This is a genomic window from Haliea salexigens DSM 19537 (assembly GCF_000423125.1).
GTDB classification, from domain to species: domain Bacteria; phylum Pseudomonadota; class Gammaproteobacteria; order Pseudomonadales; family Halieaceae; genus Haliea; species Haliea salexigens.
The window spans coordinates 1-16,027 of record NZ_AUHJ01000006.1; the positions used below are offsets into that span (position 1 = coordinate 1).

13 protein-coding genes are annotated in these 16,027 nt (G+C 62.5%); 6 read left to right on the forward strand and 7 right to left on the reverse strand.

All coding sequences use genetic code 11. From position 1 onward, the window contains the following. Positions 1–238, reverse strand: a 238-nt coding sequence (gene tnpA, locus G533_RS0108205; RefSeq protein WP_027949541.1) for an IS66 family insertion sequence element accessory protein TnpA, incomplete at its 3' end; no start/stop codon positions are given. Positions 239–361: 123 nt separating this feature from the next. Further along, on the reverse strand, positions 362–1,537 hold the full coding sequence (nagA, locus tag G533_RS0108210) for an N-acetylglucosamine-6-phosphate deacetylase (protein ID WP_035527224.1): 1,176 nt from the start codon (positions 1,535–1,537) through the stop codon (positions 362–364). A gap of 135 nt (positions 1,538–1,672) precedes the next feature. Between nagA and G533_RS0108215 the strand changes: the two genes are divergently transcribed. Together G533_RS0108215 and G533_RS0108220 are read left to right on the forward strand one after the other, a co-directional pair. Beyond that, the gene (locus tag G533_RS0108215) at positions 1,673–4,117 is read left to right on the forward strand and encodes a penicillin acylase family protein (RefSeq protein ID WP_084638885.1); all 2,445 of its coding nucleotides are present in this window, start codon (positions 1,673–1,675) and stop codon (positions 4,115–4,117) included. Positions 4,118–4,173: 56 nt separating this feature from the next. Beyond that, positions 4,174–5,712, forward strand: a complete 1,539-nt coding sequence (locus G533_RS0108220; protein WP_027949544.1) for a cryptochrome/photolyase family protein — start codon at positions 4,174–4,176, stop codon at positions 5,710–5,712. On the opposite strand, the gene G533_RS25330 is transcribed toward G533_RS0108220, so the two are convergent. Together G533_RS25330 and G533_RS0108225 are read right to left on the reverse strand one after the other, a co-directional pair. Further along, positions 5,657–5,845 carry a DUF2256 domain-containing protein gene (locus tag G533_RS25330; RefSeq protein WP_084638886.1) on the reverse strand — a complete coding sequence of 63 codons (189 nt, stop codon included), beginning with the start codon at positions 5,843–5,845 and terminating at the stop codon, positions 5,657–5,659. The two genes, G533_RS0108220 and G533_RS25330, sit on opposite strands and share 56 nt — an antisense overlap. Next, positions 5,832–7,166, reverse strand: coding sequence for a DASH family cryptochrome (locus G533_RS0108225; RefSeq protein ID WP_027949545.1), 1,335 nt, complete (start codon positions 7,164–7,166; stop codon positions 5,832–5,834). Before G533_RS0108225 ends, G533_RS25330 begins: the two co-directional genes overlap by 14 nt. Positions 7,167–7,369: 203 nt before the next feature. Here G533_RS0108225 and G533_RS0108230 point away from each other — a divergent pair, with 203 nt between their 5' ends. The 4 genes from G533_RS0108230 to gdhA are packed head-to-tail and all read left to right on the forward strand — an operon-like array spanning position 7,370 to position 12,009. Continuing rightward, positions 7,370–8,479 carry an NADH:flavin oxidoreductase gene (locus tag G533_RS0108230; protein ID WP_027949546.1) on the forward strand — a complete coding sequence of 370 codons (1,110 nt, stop codon included), beginning with the start codon at positions 7,370–7,372 and terminating at the stop codon, positions 8,477–8,479. A 12-nt stretch (positions 8,480–8,491) separates the two neighbouring features. After that, entirely contained in the window at positions 8,492–9,946 is a 1,455-nt protein-coding gene (locus tag G533_RS0108235; protein ID WP_027949547.1) for a RimK family ATP-grasp domain-containing protein, read from the forward strand. Next, positions 9,943–10,614, forward strand: a complete 672-nt coding sequence (locus G533_RS0108240) for a 2OG-Fe(II) oxygenase (RefSeq protein ID WP_027949548.1) — start codon at positions 9,943–9,945, stop codon at positions 10,612–10,614. Before G533_RS0108235 ends, G533_RS0108240 begins: the two co-directional genes overlap by 4 nt. A gap of 36 nt (positions 10,615–10,650) precedes the next feature. Further along, the gene (gene gdhA / locus G533_RS0108245; protein ID WP_027949549.1) at positions 10,651–12,009 is read left to right on the forward strand and encodes an NADP-specific glutamate dehydrogenase; all 1,359 of its coding nucleotides are present in this window, start codon (positions 10,651–10,653) and stop codon (positions 12,007–12,009) included. Between the two features lie 26 nt (positions 12,010–12,035). Here gdhA and G533_RS0108250 read toward each other — a convergent pair whose 3' ends face one another. The 3 genes from G533_RS0108250 to G533_RS0108260 are packed head-to-tail and all read right to left on the reverse strand — an operon-like array spanning position 12,036 to position 16,017. Continuing rightward, positions 12,036–13,658, reverse strand: coding sequence for an ABC transporter ATP-binding protein (locus tag G533_RS0108250; protein WP_051230114.1), 1,623 nt, complete (start codon positions 13,656–13,658; stop codon positions 12,036–12,038). Next, entirely contained in the window at positions 13,655–15,025 is a 1,371-nt protein-coding gene (locus G533_RS0108255; protein ID WP_027949551.1) for an ABC transporter permease, read from the reverse strand. The genes G533_RS0108250 and G533_RS0108255 overlap by 4 nt, the downstream gene beginning before the upstream one ends. Before the next feature lie 14 nt (positions 15,026–15,039). Next, on the reverse strand, positions 15,040–16,017 hold the full coding sequence (locus tag G533_RS0108260; RefSeq protein ID WP_027949552.1) for an ABC transporter permease: 978 nt from the start codon (positions 16,015–16,017) through the stop codon (positions 15,040–15,042). Positions 16,018–16,027: the final 10 nt, after the last annotated feature.

The following is a 16,027-nucleotide window of genomic DNA, read 5'->3' on the forward strand; positions in this document are numbered from 1 at the left end:
GACCAGAAGCGTTCGGCGCGTCCATCAATAATGAAGACAGGTCCAGAAAGCCGGGATCACTGGCACTCGACGCTTCGGATCTCTGCTGCAGCGACGTACCGGACAGATGCGTGCGCCACTTGCGAAAGCTGGCATAGCCGATGCCATGCTGCTGACAAAATTTCAGAGTTGACAAGCCGCTATCATGCTGCTGGTCAACTAAGGCCTGCCACTGCGCTGCCGTACGATGTTTGCTCATGGAGGTAACCTCATGTGGGTGGATGTGAGGTTACTGTAGGGAGAAATTCAGCGCGGTGGCAGAACGTCCTGGAATGAACGGTTACGATGTGGCGACACTTATGGCGGCGCATATCCGCACCCCCTAGCGCAGTGTGGCGTGGTCCTGGCGCACGCCGCCCAGCCAGGTTGCCGCAACCTCCAGCGTTGTGCCCAGCAGTACCATGTCGGCACGGGCGCCGGGCTGCAGGTGGCCCCGTGTCTTATCGCCGACCACCCTCGCCGGGTAACGCGAGGCCATCCGCAGGCACTCATCAAGCGCCAGGCCCACCACGTCATGGCAGTAGCGTACAGCGTCCACGAGACCGATGGCGCTGCCTGCAAGGGCGCCTTCGGCATTGATCAAGCGGCCGTTGCGTTGCACGATCCGCTCCCCGTACAGCGTGAACCAGTGCTGGCCCCCGCCCACGGTGGCCATGGCGTCGCTGACCAGAAACAGGCGTCCGGGGCTGGCACAGCGCTGTGCAATACGAATGCTTGCCGGGTGTACGTGGTGGCCATCGGCAATGATGCCGAGCCAGTCCGGTGTGCCATCCAGTGCCGCGCCGGTCACACCGGGTTCCCGCGCCGACAGCGGGCTCATGGCATTGAACAGGTGCGTGAAGCCGTTGAGTCCCTCGCCGCGCGCGGCCTGCACCGCCTCGTAGGAGGCATCGCTGTGGCCGGCAAACACCGTGAGCCCCGCGGTGCAGAGTTGGCGGATCTGCCCCGGCGCCATGACCTCCGGGGCGACAGTCAGCAGGCAATGCAGGTCGGACAGGCTACTCAGCCACGCGATGTCCTCTGCACTGCAGCTGCGCAAGCGGTCGCCGCGGTGTGTACCGCGACGGCTGGGGGCGAAAAATGGCCCCTCGATGTGCAATCCGAGCACGCCGGCCGCGGCGGCTTCACCGCAGGCCTGCGCGGCGCGCACCGCGTCTGCGCCGGCGCGCATGACGCTGGCGGTATCGCTGAGCAGCGTGGGCAGCAGCGCCGTCGTGCCGCAGCGCCGGTGGCTGGAAGTCATGTGCAGCACGGTTTCCACGGTAGGCGCGTTATTGAACAGCAGGCCGCCACCGCCATTGGCCTGCAGGTCAACAAACCCGGGCGCCAGGGTGCCCTTACGCAGCGTTTCGCAGGGCAGGGTGGAAGGCAGGCTGGCGCGGGGCAGCACTCCGGCAACATGCTCGCCAGCAAGCAACAGCGCGCTGTCGTCATGCCATTTTTCGCCGTCGAACAGGCGCGGTGCGCTAATCGCGCGGTCAGCTGTTGCGGTGCCCATGGCCCAGTGTCCTGTCCGAATTGCGCCCCGCTAGTGGAGGTTGGGCGCGAGTAAACCAGCGTACATTAGTGTTATGCTTTCACCAAATATAGGTGACCATTTCGGTGCAACCGCCAATAACAAAAGAGGTTATGCATGCGCTCACGTGCCCTGTTAGGACTTTCCCTGTGTTGCGTGTTGGCTGCCTGCACCGATGGCAACGACCGGGTGGCGCCCCCGCCGCCCCCTCCCGAACCGGAGCTCACCTACTCCGCTGAGATTCGTCGTACCGAGTTCGGCATTCCGCATATCCGCGCCGAGGACTGGGGCAGTCTCGGTTATGGTTTTGGCTACGCTTATGCGCAGGATAATTACTGTGTCGCCATGCGTGAAATCGTGTTTGCCGCGGGCCGCTCAGCGGAACTTATGGGCGAGGACATGGGCAATATCGAGTCGGACTTCCTGTTCCGCTTTCTCAACGGCGATAAAGATGCCTTTGCCGACGAGTTCGTGTCGGCGTTGCCGCAGTTTGCGCGTGACCTTGCCGCCGGGTACAGCCGCGGCATGAACCGGTACCTTGAAGAAACGGGGCTGGATAACCTGCCCGAGGGGGAATATGGCTGTCGCAACGCGGATTGGGTCTATCCCATCGATAGCGTCGACCTCTTCCTCTTCCTGCGCCGGGAAGCCCTGCGTGGCAGCTCGGAACAGGGTCTGTTCCGCCGCGCCATCCTGGCCACGACGGGCCCCGATGAGGGCGCTGCCCCGGCACCCGATGCGCTGGATGAGGCTGTGCGAGCGCTGGAAGCCGCGGCCGCTGAACTGCGCGACATTGATCGTGGCAGCAACGGCCTGGCGCTGGGCCGCGATGCCACGCGCAGCGGCAAGGGTATGCTGTTGGGTAACCCCCACCAGCCCTGGTTCGGCAGTGGCGCCTGGTACCAGGCACACCTGACTCTGCCTGGTGTTTACGATGTGGCCGGCGCGGCGCTGCACGGTTTCCCCTTCATCGGCATCGGCTTCAACCAGGATGTGGCCTGGACGCATACCGTATCGCTAGCCAACCGCTTCAGCCTGTACGAGTTGAAGCTCAACCCCGACAACCCCCTACAGTATGACTATGACGGCGAGTGGCGGGATATCGATCCGCAAACGGTGACCATTCAGGTGCGCCAGCCGGACGGCAGCCTGCAGGACCGGGAGCAGGTGTTCTATGTCTCCCACTACGGGCCGGTGGTCAATCTCAAGGGCGTGACACCGTTGTTGGATGGCTGGCCGATGTTCAACGGTTCGGTACTTGCCTTCCGCGATGCCAATATTCTCACCGGTATCCGCGGCATAGAGCAGTGGATCAACAAGGGGCAGGCCAGTTCCATCGCGGAATATGTGGAGGCGTTGCAGAGTATCGGTAACCCGGTGTTCCATGAGCTGGCGGCTGATCGAGCCGGGCAGGCATTCTATGGCGAGCTCTCGGCAGTACCGTTCGTCACACAGACCCAGCTAGACCGCTGCATTAACGGTGTGGTGGGGCCCTTGCTGGCGGCGGCAACCACTAACGTCATTCTATCGCTGGATGGCTCGGATCCGGCCTGTGAGTGGGGTACGGACCCAGAGGCCCCCGCAGGTAGCAATCTCTATGGCGGGTCCAGTCTGCCCCAACTGTTAACCACAGACTACGTCGGCAACAGTAACAATAGCTACTGGCTGTCCGATGCCAATAATCCGCTGCAGGGTTTCCCGGTGATCATGGGGCCTGTGGGCCACGAGGGGCAGCAACAGTTCCTGCGCACCCGCATCGGGCATATCATGGTAGAGGAGCGCAAGCAGGCAACGGACGGCCTGGACCTGGAACCCCTGTTCGACCTGGCGAGCCTCAAGGGCCTGATGTACGCCAACCGCGTGTACGGTGCCGAGGTGGTGCTGGATGACGTGCTGGCGGTGTGCGCAACCGAGGCGGCAACGCCCGTGCTGCAGGCCTGCAATGTGCTCGCGAGCTGGGACCGGCGGGTGAATGCGGACAGCCGTGGTGCCCAGATTTTCACCGAGTTCTGGAAAGTTATCACTGACCAGCTTGGCAACAGCTTCCAGAATGTGGTGCAGAGCGATGAGTTCTGGGCACGGGATTTCGATCCGGAAGATCCGCTGCATACCCCGGCCGGCATCGACCTCGCCGTAGCGGCGAACTCGACCCGTGTACTTAGTGCACTGACGACAGCCAGTGAGCGACTCGCCGCCGCAGGTGTGCCGCTGGGCGCGCCCTGGGGCGAGGTGCAGGTGTTGGAACGCAACGGTGTGCGTGTGCCGATTCACGGAGGCTCCGGCACCATGGGGGTTTATGGCGCGATCAGCGCGAACCTGGTGGAGTCGGGTTATGTGAACCCCCGCAGTGGTAATTCCTACATTCAGGCTGTTACCTGGGATGATTCTGAGTGCCCCATAGCCGATGTGATTCTGGTGCCCTCACAGTCCACCAACCCTACCTCGCCGCATTTTTCCGACCAAACCGAGCTCTATGCGAACAAGCAATGGGTGCGCTTCCCCTACTGTGAGGCGGATATCGCAGCGCGCCAGATTGGCGAGACACTGCTGCTGCAGGAGTAGTTGCCGGCCCGTGCTCCGTGAGTGGTCTGGCCGCTGGCGGGGCGCGTAGCAAGCGCATGTCTACTTCACGACTCATTCTGGTGCTGGGTGACCAGCTGTCCTTCGCCAATCCCGCCATTGCCAGCGCCGATCCTGCCGAGGATCAGGTGCTGCTGGCGGAAGTGGCGGAGGAAGCCCAGTACGTGCCGCACAACCGGCACAAGATTGCGCTGATTTTTTCCGCCATGCGCCATTTTGGCAACGCCCTGCGCGAGCGCGGCTTTCAGGTGCATTACATTCGGTTTGCAGAGGGTGTGCCGAGTTTACAGGCGGCGCTCGCGCGCGTGCTCGAAAGCCACCCCTGCACTGTGGTGCGTGTCTGTGAGCCGGGTGAATACCGCCTGCGCGAGGCGATGGCGGGTTGGGAGCAGGCCCTGGACGTGTCTCTTGAAATGCTTGAGGACACCCGTTTCCTCGCCAGCCACCAGACCTTTCGCGACTGGGCGGCGGGGCGCAAGCAGCTGCGCATGGAGTACTTTTACCGCGCCATGCGCCAGCACTACGGGGTGCTGCTGGAACCGGATGGGCAACCCGCCGGCGGGCGCTGGAACTACGATCAGGAGAACCGGGTTGGCTGGCGCGGCCAGCGGGATGTCCCGCCGCGTCGTGCGCTGAAGCAGTCCGCTGTCACGCGGGAAGTACTCGCCGAAGTCGCCAAGGCATTCCCGGACAACCCGGGTGACCTCGCCCAGTTCAACTACGCCTGCACGGCCGCGGAGGCCCGCGCGGAATTCGACTGGTTTCTCGAGTATGCTCTGGCGGATTTCGGTCGTTACCAGGATGGGCTGGTGGAAGAGTCTCCCTGGGTGTTTCACGGCAAGATCTCCATGTACCTCAATATCGGCCTGCTGGAGCCGCTGGAGCTGTGCAGCGACGTGGAGCAGGCGTGGCGCGACGAGCGCTGCAGCCTGGCTGCCGCAGAGGGCTTCATCCGCCAGATACTGGGCTGGCGCGAGTATGTGCGCGGTGTGTACTGGCTGTTGATGCCCGAGTATGCCGAGGGCAACAGCCTCGACGCCCACAACCCGCTGCCAGGCTTTTTCTGGACCGCGCAAACCGACCTCAGGTGCCTGCAGCGCGCGCTGGGCCAGAGCCTGGAGCTCGGCTACGCGCATCATATCCAGAGGCTCATGGTGATCGGCAACTTCGCCCTGCTGGCGGGCCTGGATGTGAAGGCGGTGTGCGAGTGGTATCTGGCGGTGTACGCGGATGCCTTTGAGTGGGTTGAACTCCCGAATACCCTCGGTATGGCCCTGCACGCAGATGGTGGCGTGATGGCAAGCAAGCCCTACGCGGCCAGCGGCAAATACATCCAGCGGCAAGGGAATCACTGCAAGGACTGTCGCTATTCACCCTCACGCATGACCGGGGAAGGGGCCTGCCCCTACAACGCCCTGTACTGGCGCTTTATCGATCGGCACATGGATGCCCTGTCGCAGAATCCGCGCATGGGCCTGATCACCGCCAACTGGCGGAAGCGGAAAGCGTCCGAGCGCGAGGCTATCGTCGCCTGGGGTGATCAGGCGCTGCAGCAGCTGCTGGAACCTGCGACTTGATCTTGTGCCGGTTGCTGGCGCAGCGGCGTGAGCAGTAGCGCACCTGCTCCCAGTTGAGACGCCAGCGCGCGCGCCACTGGAAGGGCCTTTCACACACCGGGCACAGCTTGCCGGCCCGCTCAGCCCGGCTCATGGCGGTCTTCCGCGGGGTCGGGCGGCAGCGGCCAGTCAGCGGCGTCGGTCACATACAGCGGCTGTTTGGGTCGGTGTCCGCCCCACTTGGTGGTGAACAGGCCCTCGGGGTCGTGCTCGGCGGCCTGTTTTTCCTGATGGAAACGACGTCCGCCACGCGGGTCGCAGCCCACACCGGCGATGTACTGCCAGTTGCCGTAGTTGCTGCCCACATCGTAATCGATCAGGTGTTTCTCGAAAAAGGCCGCCCCGTAGCGCCAGTCCAGGCCGAGCTCATGTATCAGGCAACTCGCGCTGATTTGCCGCCCACGGTTGCTCATCCAGCCCGTGGCGAGGAGTTGCCGCTGCAGTGCATTGACCAGCGGGAAATCGGTATCCCCCTGGCACCAGCGCGCGAAGGCCCGCGGATCGAAGGTGCAGAACCGGTTGTTGCGGCCAGTGCCAAGGCCGTCAAAACGGAATAACAGGTGACGGTCATGCAATGCCCGCCAGTGGAAAAACTCTCGCCACAGCAGTTCGAAAATGAGCCAGTGTGTGGACTCATTGGCGGCGTGCGTTTGCTCGAAGCGGTACACGGTGTGAGCCACTTCCCTTGCCGAAAGCGCGCCGCCGGCAAGCCAGGGGGAGAGGGTGCTGGACCCCGCCAGAGGGTCCAGGTCGTTGCGGGTGAGCTTGTAGTGGCTGATCGCCTGCTCGCCGAACGTGAATTGCGCCAGCCTGCGCTGCCCGGCGGCGCTGCCGCCGCGTAACGGTAGTGCAGTGTGCGGCGCCACGGGGGAGCCTGGCAAAGCCGGAAAGGCCAGGCCCCCGGGTGGGGGCGGTAGCTGCGTGGGCGCGCTGGCCGGTGCGTCAACTGGCAGCGCCTCGACTGCCCGGCGAAAGGGTGTGAATTGCCGTGGCAGGTCTTCAAGTGCGAAGGGCAGTTGCTGGCGGCTGAAGAGGGTGTTGCCGCCGTGCACCTGCACGGGAACGGGCAGGCGTTCGCGCACACGCTCCAGCTGCTGTGCCTCATAAACGCCGGGACAGCGGCTGGTACCTACCCGGTCTATACGGTACTGGCGAACGAGTTCGGGCAGCAGCGTTTCCGGCTGGCCCGCGAGGAACAGCAGGTCCTGGCCGAGCGCTGCGAGCTGCTCACGCAGGTCCTGTAAATGCTCCAGTATCACCCGCTGGCGCTGTTTGCCTATGCCTCGCAGATTGCACCAGGGCCTCGGTTCCTGCCAGATGTAGACCAGCAGCAGCGCCGAGGCTGCGGTGTGGGCTAGCAACCCGGGGTTGTCCTGCAGGCGCAGGTCGTTCTGTAACCAGTAAAGTTCGCGCATGATTCCGACTGTCGGGGATGTAATGGGTTTACGCAAGTCAGCCGGGGGTAGATTGTCGGTAGCAATTGGAGCGTGCGTGGAGTGTCCGCAAAGCCCCCGGGGCGCGCCGCGGTTTGCCGTCATAGTTGCTCTTTCGCGGCTGGTGTTGCCGAGATGGCTGGTATACGCTGCCGCGCAGATACCTGCCCCTTCTGGAGCTCCGCATGACCACCAGCAACGCCCTTTTACAACCGATAACCCTGGGAAGCCTCGCGCTGCGCAACCGGGTGGTGATGGCGCCGATGACGCGCAATTTTTCACCCGGCAATGTGCCTGGCGACGCCGTGGTCGAGTACTACCGGCGCCGGGCGGAAGGCGGTACCGGCCTGATTATCACCGAGGGCACCTGCGTCGGCCACATTGCGGCGAACGGCTACCCGGACGTGCCGTATTTCCACGGTGAGGAGCGCCTCGCCGGCTGGTGTCGTGTCGCGGATGCGGTACACGCCGAGGGCGGCAAGATTGCACCGCAGCTCTGGCACGTGGGCGGCATGCGCAGTGCCGGCGTTATGCCCGAAGGGGATGTGCCGGGTCATACACCGTCGGGTATGAATGTGCCCGGAAAGGTGAACCGTCATGTGATGACTCAGCAGGATATCAACGACGTGGTGGCCGCGTTTGCCCGCGCGGCGGCTGACGCCAAAGCCTGTGGGTTTGACGCGGTCGAGTTGCACGGTGCCCACGGCTACCTGATCGACCAGTTTTTCTGGGAAGGAACGAATCAGCGCGAGGATGCCTACGGCGGCAGCCTGGCCAAACGCAGCCGTTTTGCCGTGGAAGTCATCGAGGCGGTGCGCGCCGCTGTCGGCGCAGATTTCCCCATTATCTTCCGTTTCTCGCAGTGGAAACAGCAGGACTTCAGTGCGCGCCTGGTGCACACCCCCGCCGAACTCGGAGAATTCCTCGCGCCCCTGAGCGCGGCCGGCGTGGATATTTTTCACTGCTCCACCCGCCGCTTCTGGGAGCCCGAGTTCGAAGGCTCTGCGCTGAATCTGGCGGGCTGGACCCGGGAGCTCACAGGCAAGCCCACCATCACGGTAGGCAGTGTCGGGCTCAACGCTGACTTTATCCCCAAGCCCGGTGAAACCACGTTTCGCGAAGCGGAGCCCGCCAGCCTGGATGAGTTGCGGCGCCGCCTGGAGGCGCAGGAGTTCGACCTGGTGGCTGTGGGGCGTGCGCTGATAGCCAACCCCGACTGGGTGCAGCGTGTGGCTGAGGACGACCTGGCCCGGGTGCGCGCTTTCCGCAAAGAAGACCTTGCCAACCTCGCGTGAGGGAGCTTCCCTATGTACAAAACCATTGTCGTTGTTGACGAAGACGATTTCGCGCTGTCCACAGATGACCTTGAGGTTGTCTCGTTCGAGCGCTATCTGGTCGATTTCCCCAAACGCAATGAGCCCAAGACCCGGCTCATCAATCTTTGCGATACCGAGTATTACCTGAGCCGGGGCTATTACTGTTCTCTGTTGGCCGAGGCGCGCCAACACAAGGTGTTGCCCAGCGTCAGTGCGATCAATGATCTGCGTGACCTCACGCTCGGCCCGGATGACGAGGTAAACCTGGCGGCGTTTGACGCGGGTTCCCTGCAGGCGGGCGAAACACGCGAATTCCTCGCCTATTTCGGCTGGACCGAAGACGAACGCTGGCGCAAGCCGGTGCGCAACCTGTTCGAGCGCTACCCGGCGCCGATACTCCGGTTTCGCCTGGCTCTCGAAGACGGTCGCCCTTGCCTGACGATTCGCCGCCACGGCTACACGCACCTCTCGGAAGCCGAGCGGGGGCTGTTTCAGCAGCGGCTGAAAACCTTCACCGAACAAGTATGGCGCACCTCGGGAAACCGCAAGCCGCTGCGCTGGGATCTCGCGATTCTGGTGAACCCGGATGAGGCCATTCCACCGAGCGATGCCGAGGCCATAAAGCGCTTCATCAAGGCGGCCGCGAAGCTGGGCATGCACGCGGAAACCATTACCGCGCAGCAGGCCGGCCAGATCGCCCAGTACGATGCCCTGTTCATTCGTGAAACCACGGCTATCGACCACCACACCTACCGTTTGGCGCGCAAGGCGGAACGTGAAGGCCTGGTGGTGATCGACGACTCTGCATCCATTCTGCGTTGCTGCAACAAGGTCTTTCTGCACGATGCCTTCAGTTACCACCGGGTGCCCTCGCTGAAGACGCGCACGGTCATTGGTACGTCGGATGCGGAGCTGGACGAGATCGAAGCCCAGTTCAGCTACCCCTGCATTCTCAAACTGCCGGAGGGTGCGTTTTCCAAGGGGATTTACAAGGTTGCGAACCGGGACGAGCTCGCCCAGCGTTTGCGCGAATTGCTCAGCAACACCGCTCTGGTGCTGGTGCAGGAATACATGTACACCGACTTCGACTGGCGGGTGGGAGTACTCGCAGGCCGTGCCATCTACGCCTGCCGCTACCACATGGCACGGGACCACTGGCAAATCTACAACCACGGGGCCAAGCGCTTTTCCTCCGGCGGTTACGAGACCCTGCCCACTTTTGAAGTGCCCAAGGTGGTGCTGGATGCGGCACTGAAGGCGTCCCGTGTGGTGGGTAAGGGCCTCTATGGCGTCGACATCAAGCAGAAGGGCCAGCAGGTCTATGTCATGGAAGTCAACGACAACCCGAGCATTGAGCACGATGTCGAGGACGCGTACCTGGGCAAGGAGCTGTACATGCTGATCATGGCCGAGTTTCAGCAACGCCTGGAGCAGCGTGGCCGTTGAGCGCGCTACCCACCAGCGTTGTCGAACCCCCACTGTTTGCCGACAGTGGGCTGTTTTCGCGTATGGCCTGTGACTTGCGTGATCGCGGTTACAGCGTCTGCCCCGGCGCCCTGCCCGGCGCCCTGGCGGGCGGTTTGCTTGCCCACCTGCACAGCATGAGCGAAGCCCGTTTTACCCCGGCGGGGGTAGGCCGCGAGAACGACCATACCCTGAACACTTTTGTGCGCACGGATGAGATTTGCTGGATCAATGGGGAGTCCGCAGCCGGGCGTGACTGGCTGGCCTGGACTACTGCGTTGCAGCAGCACTTGAATCGCGAGTTGCTGCTTGGGCTGTTTTCCTTCGAAAGCCACTTTGCCCATTACCGCCCCGGCGACTTCTACCGCAAGCACGTCGATGCATTTCGTGGCGAGGCCAACCGGGTGCTGTCAGTGGTGGCTTACCTGAACCCGGGCTGGCAGACGGGCGATGGCGGGGAACTGCGCCTGTATACAGGCACGGAAAACAGTGCACTGTTATCGGTGCAGCCCCTGCATGGTACTGTTGTGGTGTTTCTCAGCGAGGAGTTCCCGCATGAAGTGTTGCCCGCCAGCCGCGACCGCTACTCTATCGCCGGTTGGTATCGGGTGAATGGTTCCACCGCAGCCCGGGTAGACCCACCTCGCTAACCCCCAACGTATTCGCAACCTGCAGGAGTCACGACAGTGAACGCACAGCACGCCGACGCCCTCTCCACTTTCATGGACGAAATTGAGCGCCGCAACCCGGGGGAACCCGAGTTCGCGCAGGCGGTGCATGAAGTGGCGATGGATATCGTGCCTTACATTGCGGACAAGCCGGTCTATCAGGAGCTGAAAATTCTGGAGCGTATGGCCGAACCGGACCGTATCGTGACCTTCCGGGTGGTTTGGGAAAACGACCACGGCGAGGTCTGCGTCAACCGGGGCTTCCGTGTACAGCAGAACAATGCGATTGGCCCCTACAAGGGCGGTATTCGCTTCCATCCCTCGGTCAACCAGTCGGTGCTGAAGTTCCTCGCCTTCGAGCAGGTGTTCAAGAACAGCCTGACCGGTTTGCCCATGGGCGGCGGTAAGGGCGGTGCCGATTTCGACCCCAAGGGCAAGAGTGAGCGCGAAATTATGCGCTTCTGCCAGGCTTTCATGACTGAGCTTTACAAACACATCGGCCCGAATACGGACGTCCCTGCGGGTGATATCGGCGTGGGCGGACGCGAAGTGGGCTACATGTTTGGTCAGTACAAACGTGTTGTGAATCGCTTCGAAGGCGTTCTCACGGGCAAGTCGCTGGAATTTGGCGGCAGCCGTATTCGCGCGGAAGCCACTGGTTACGGCGCGGTGTACATGATGGAGGAAATGCTGTCGCACCATAAGGAAAGCATCGAGGGCAAAACCTGTGTGGTGTCCGGCGCGGGAAATGTGGCCACGTATTGTGCGGAGAAGCTGATTGGCATGGGTGGCAAGGTGGTGACCATGTCGGATTCCGGGGGTTTTGTGCACGACCCCGAGGGGCTGACGATGGAAAAGCTGCAGTGGATCATGGACCTCAAGAACCGCCGCCGCGGGCGCATTGAGGAGTATGCGCGGGAGTTCAGTGATGTGACTTACCACGAGGGTGAACGCCCCTGGCAGGTACCCTGCGACCTGGCCTTTCCCTGTGCCACGCAGAACGAAATCGACGCGGATGACGCCGGGCATCTGATCGAGAACGGCTGCCGGGGTATCTCGGAAGGCGCCAACATGCCTGCGACCACCAAGGCCATCCGGCTCATACAATCGGCAAAGGATGTGTTGCACGCACCGGGCAAGGCCGCGAACGCGGGCGGAGTGGCGGTGTCCGGCCTGGAGATGAGCCAGAACAGCCTGCGTCTGCAGTGGAGTCGCGCTGAAGTCGATCAGCACCTGCGCAGCATCATTCGCGGCATTCACGACCAGTGCGTGGAGTTCGGTACCGCCGCAGACGGCCACGTGGACTACTTCAAGGGTGCCAACATCGCCGGATTCAACAAGGTGGCGGCCGCCATGATCGCCTATGGGGTGATGTAGGCCCCACCGATGTGCCCGCCCCGGGATCAGAGCCTGGGCACGGCCGCCAGCAGCTCCTGCGTGTAGGGGTGAGCGGGTGCGGTGAGTATCTGTTCTGCCGTGCCCTGTTCCACCAGTTTACCGCGCTGCATAACACCCACCTTGTGGGCGAGGCCGGGCACAATCGACAAATCGTGCGTGATGAACAGGTAGGACACACCGAACTCGCGTTGCAACTCAGCCAGTAGCTCCAGTACCTCCGCACGAATGGAGACGTCCAGCGCACTCGTCGGCTCGTCGCAGATAATCAGTTCAGGGTCTACCGCCAGTGCACGCGCAATGGCGATGCGTTGCAGCTGCCCGCCGGAGAACTCGTGCGGAAAGCGGTTGGCGTGCTCCGCGCCCAATTGCACCCGTTGTAGCAGGGCCTGAATACGTGCGCGGCGCGCCTCCTCGGAAAGTCCCAGGCCCAGGCTGATCATGCCCTCGGCAATGATGTCACCCACGGTCATGCGCGGGTTCATGGAAGAAAACGGATTCTGGAAAATCACCTGTATCTGCTTGCGGTAAGGCAGCATCGCGTTACGCCCCAGCCCCTCAATGGCATCACCCCGGAAGCGTATCTGGCCGCCGGCTATCGCCTCCAGGTTGAGTACGGCACGGCCCAGGGTGGATTTACCGCTGCCGGATTCGCCCACCAGTGCGTAGGTCTCTCCGCGACCGATAGTCAGTGATACCCCATCCACTGCGCGGGTGTAGTCCACCACTCGTTGCAGCAGGCCGCGGCGGATAGGGAAGTGCACTTTCACCTCCTGCAATTCCAGCAATGGCGCTTCCGTCGCGGCTTCCCGGAAGTGTGTCAGGTCGGGCAGGGCATCAATCAGGCGTTGGCTATAGGCCTGCTTGGGGTGCTGGAAGAAATCATCCACACTGGCGCGCTCAATCAGCTCACCACGGTACATCACGGCCACCTCGTCAGCCGTATTCTTGACTACCCCCATGTCGTGGGTAATCAGCAGCACTGCCAGTTGCCGGGAGCGGGTGAGCTCGCGTATCAGGTTCAGTACCTGCAGCTGAATGGTAACGTCCAGAGCGGTGGTGGGCTCATCGGCAATCAATACATCCGGTTCGCAGGCCAGGGCCATGGCGATCATCACCCGCTGCTGCTGCCCGCCGGAGAGCTGGTGGGGGAAGAAGTCGAAGCGCTGCTCCGGGTCCGGAATGCCCACCTCGTGAAACAAGGTCACCACGCGGTCACGCAGTGCCGCGCCGCGCAGCCGGGTATGCAGCAGTAGGGTCTCGGCGACCTGCCTGCCCACGGTCTGTACCGGGTTCAGTGCACTCATGGCGTTCTGGAAGATCATCGCGACCCGGCGCCCGCGCACCTCCTGCATGCGGGCCTCGGACAGGCCGAAAAGGTCCTGCCCTGCCACTTCCACGCTGCCCCCGCTGATACGCAGGGCATCCGGGAGCAGGCGCATGGCGGCCAGAGAAGTCACCGATTTGCCGCTGCCGGATTCGCCGACCAAGGCAAATACCTTGCCGGCCTGCAATTCGAAGCTGACGCCCTTGACGATGGCCGTACCCGTGTCCGCCAGCGTCACGGTCAGGTCACGCACCTGCAGGCACAGGGTGCCCGGCGCGGGTCGGCTGTGCTGTGCCTCGCTCATGCGTCTGCCCTCCGCAGGCTGGTGCGGGGGTCGAAGGCATCGCGCACCAGGTCGGAAAACAGGTTGGCGGCAAGCACGAGAATGAACATGAAGAAGAATGCCCCGGTGAGTGTCCACCAGATCGTGGGTTCCCGTGATAGCTCGGAGCGGGCGCCGTTGATCATATTGCCCCAGCTGCCCATGGACGGGTCCACACCCACGCCGATGTAGGACAGTACGGCCTCCGCCAGTACCAGCGCGCTGAAGTCGAGAACGAAGGTGATGAGGATAATGTGTACCACGTTAGGCAACACGTGCCGGCCGAGGATACGGCTGTGGCTGACGCCAAACGCGTGTGCCGCCTGCACGTAGCCCAGCTGGCTGATTTTCAGGGTTTCCGCGCGTATCAGGCGGCACAGGGTCGACCAGCTGGTGACGCCCAGAATGAAGCAGAGCGCGATGAACTTGGCGTCAGCCTTTTCCATGCCAACGGCAAAGAAGTCGGGGTTCAGGTCGATGTATACCTGGAACAGCAGCACGGACGCGGCAATGAGCAGAATGCCCGGAATGGAGCTCAGGGTGGTGTATAGATACTGCACCACATCGTCCACCCAGCCCTTGAAGTAGCCGGCCATCACGCCGAGTGTGACGGCGATGGGCAGCATCACCAGCGTGGCGAGGGTGCCCAGCAACACGCCGGTTCGAATACCCTTGAGAGACTGATACAGCACATCAGCACCGCCCTGGTCCGTGCCCAGAATATGGTAATGGTGGCTGATACCCACCATCCACACGCCCGCACTCAGGATCACGCCCTGGGTTATCCAGGAGGCGGCCCAGGGAAAGGGGCTGCCACGCAACACAAGCCACTGGGGCGCGATGACCAGCGCACACAGCAACAGGCCCCAGAACAGGGCCTTGGCACTCTTTGCGAGGATGTCCGCCGCACGCTCATCGGGGTGCGCCAGGTGTTGCCCGGCGTGGCGCAGGGGCGGGAAGTCGCGAATGTCGCGGCCGCTGGCATCCTTGATGTTTTCTTTCTCAAAAGACAACAGCGCAAAGGGGGCCGAGTAGGTGCGCTCGAAGCGATCACCCATGCCGCCAGTGAGTACATCGAACACACTGCTGACCTTGTTGTCGTAGAACACCTCCTGCGTTGCCAGGCTCTCCGGGTTCTCCAGTGCGCGCCGGAAATGCAGCGAGTCGAGCAGGGCGACCAGGATATAGGCGGCAATGACGGTGAACGCCACCATGCCCAGCCGCGAGCTGAACACGTCGGCCCAGCGTTCGCGGGTCTGTGGGTCCCGGCGCAATCGCCAGAAAAAAAGCGCGAGGGAAATCACCAGCAGGAAAATCAGTGCATCGGACCAGAGCAGAACGGGTTTCATCGTTGCCAGACCCCTCAGGACAGCCGGACCCGGGGGTCAGCCCAGGTGTAGGAGATATCGGTCAGCAACAGCCCGACGATGTAGAGGATGGAGCCGATGAACACCATGCTGCGCACAATGGCAAAGTCCTGTGAATTGATGGCATCGAGCATGTAGCTGCCGAGCCCGGGTATGCCGAAAAACGACTCGATCAGCAGGCTGCCCATGAACAGCGAGGGGATCAGTACCACCACGCCGGTGAGTATGGGAATGAGCGCGTTGGGCAGGATATGCCGGAACAGGATGGACAGTTCGCTGCAGCCCTTGGCGCGCGCCGTGCGCACGTAGTCCTGGTTCGCTTCCTCGAGGAACAAGGTGCGGTACCAACGCGCGCCGGCGCCGATGCCGGCGACCACACCTACCAACACGGGAAGGATAAGGAATTTCCACACCTGCCCTTCGGTATGAAAACCGGATATGGGCACAAGGCGCCATGTCTTGGCCACCAGGAACTGCCCGCCAATGATGTAGAACAGGTAGGAAATGGACATCAACGCCACAAACACGAATACCGCGCCACGGTCCAGCCGGGTACCGCGAAACATGACGACCATCAGTGCGACACAAATGTTGACGCCAATACCCACCAGGAAGGTGGGCAGGGCTACCGCGAGGCTGGGCCACATGCGGGTGGCGACATCGGTGGTGATGTCCCGGCCACTCTCCGAACGCCCGAAGTCGAAGGCGAACAGGCGCACGGACTTGTCGAAGAAAATGGTGTCGGTGACCTGCCCTACGCCAGCCGCCTGTGGGTTGAGAAACAGGGGCTTGTCGTAGCCGTTTTTCTGCTTCCAGTTTTCAATCGCCTCCGGGGTGACGTACTTGTCGCCGAGCTGGGAGGCCGCCATGTCATCGGGTGAATTGACCACGAAAAACAGGGTGAAGGTGAGCAGGTTGACGCCGACCAGGATCGGAATGGCATAGATCAGGCGGCGCACGATATAGGCAAACATGTGGTCGCTC

Excerpts from the sequence above, each read along its gene's own strand:
- nagA (WP_035527224.1), bottom strand. The coding sequence starts at position 1,537 with ATGGGCACCGCAACAGCTGACCGCGCGATTAGCGCACCGCGCCTGTTC.
- G533_RS0108215 (WP_084638885.1), top strand. The coding sequence starts at position 1,673 with ATGCGCTCACGTGCCCTGTTAGGACTTTCCCTGTGTTGCGTGTTGGCT.
- G533_RS0108220 (WP_027949544.1), top strand. The coding sequence starts at position 4,174 with ATGTCTACTTCACGACTCATTCTGGTGCTGGGTGACCAGCTGTCCTTC.
- G533_RS25330 (WP_084638886.1), bottom strand. The coding sequence starts at position 5,845 with ATGAGCCGGGCTGAGCGGGCCGGCAAGCTGTGCCCGGTGTGTGAAAGG.
- G533_RS0108225 (WP_027949545.1), bottom strand. The coding sequence starts at position 7,166 with ATGCGCGAACTTTACTGGTTACAGAACGACCTGCGCCTGCAGGACAAC.
- G533_RS0108230 (WP_027949546.1), top strand. The coding sequence starts at position 7,370 with ATGACCACCAGCAACGCCCTTTTACAACCGATAACCCTGGGAAGCCTC.
- G533_RS0108235 (WP_027949547.1), top strand. The coding sequence starts at position 8,492 with ATGTACAAAACCATTGTCGTTGTTGACGAAGACGATTTCGCGCTGTCC.
- G533_RS0108250 (WP_051230114.1), bottom strand. The coding sequence starts at position 13,658 with ATGAGCGAGGCACAGCACAGCCGACCCGCGCCGGGCACCCTGTGCCTG.
- G533_RS0108255 (WP_027949551.1), bottom strand. The coding sequence starts at position 15,025 with ATGAAACCCGTTCTGCTCTGGTCCGATGCACTGATTTTCCTGCTGGTG.
- G533_RS0108260 (WP_027949552.1), bottom strand. The coding sequence starts at position 16,017 with ATGTTTGCCTATATCGTGCGCCGCCTGATCTATGCCATTCCGATCCTG.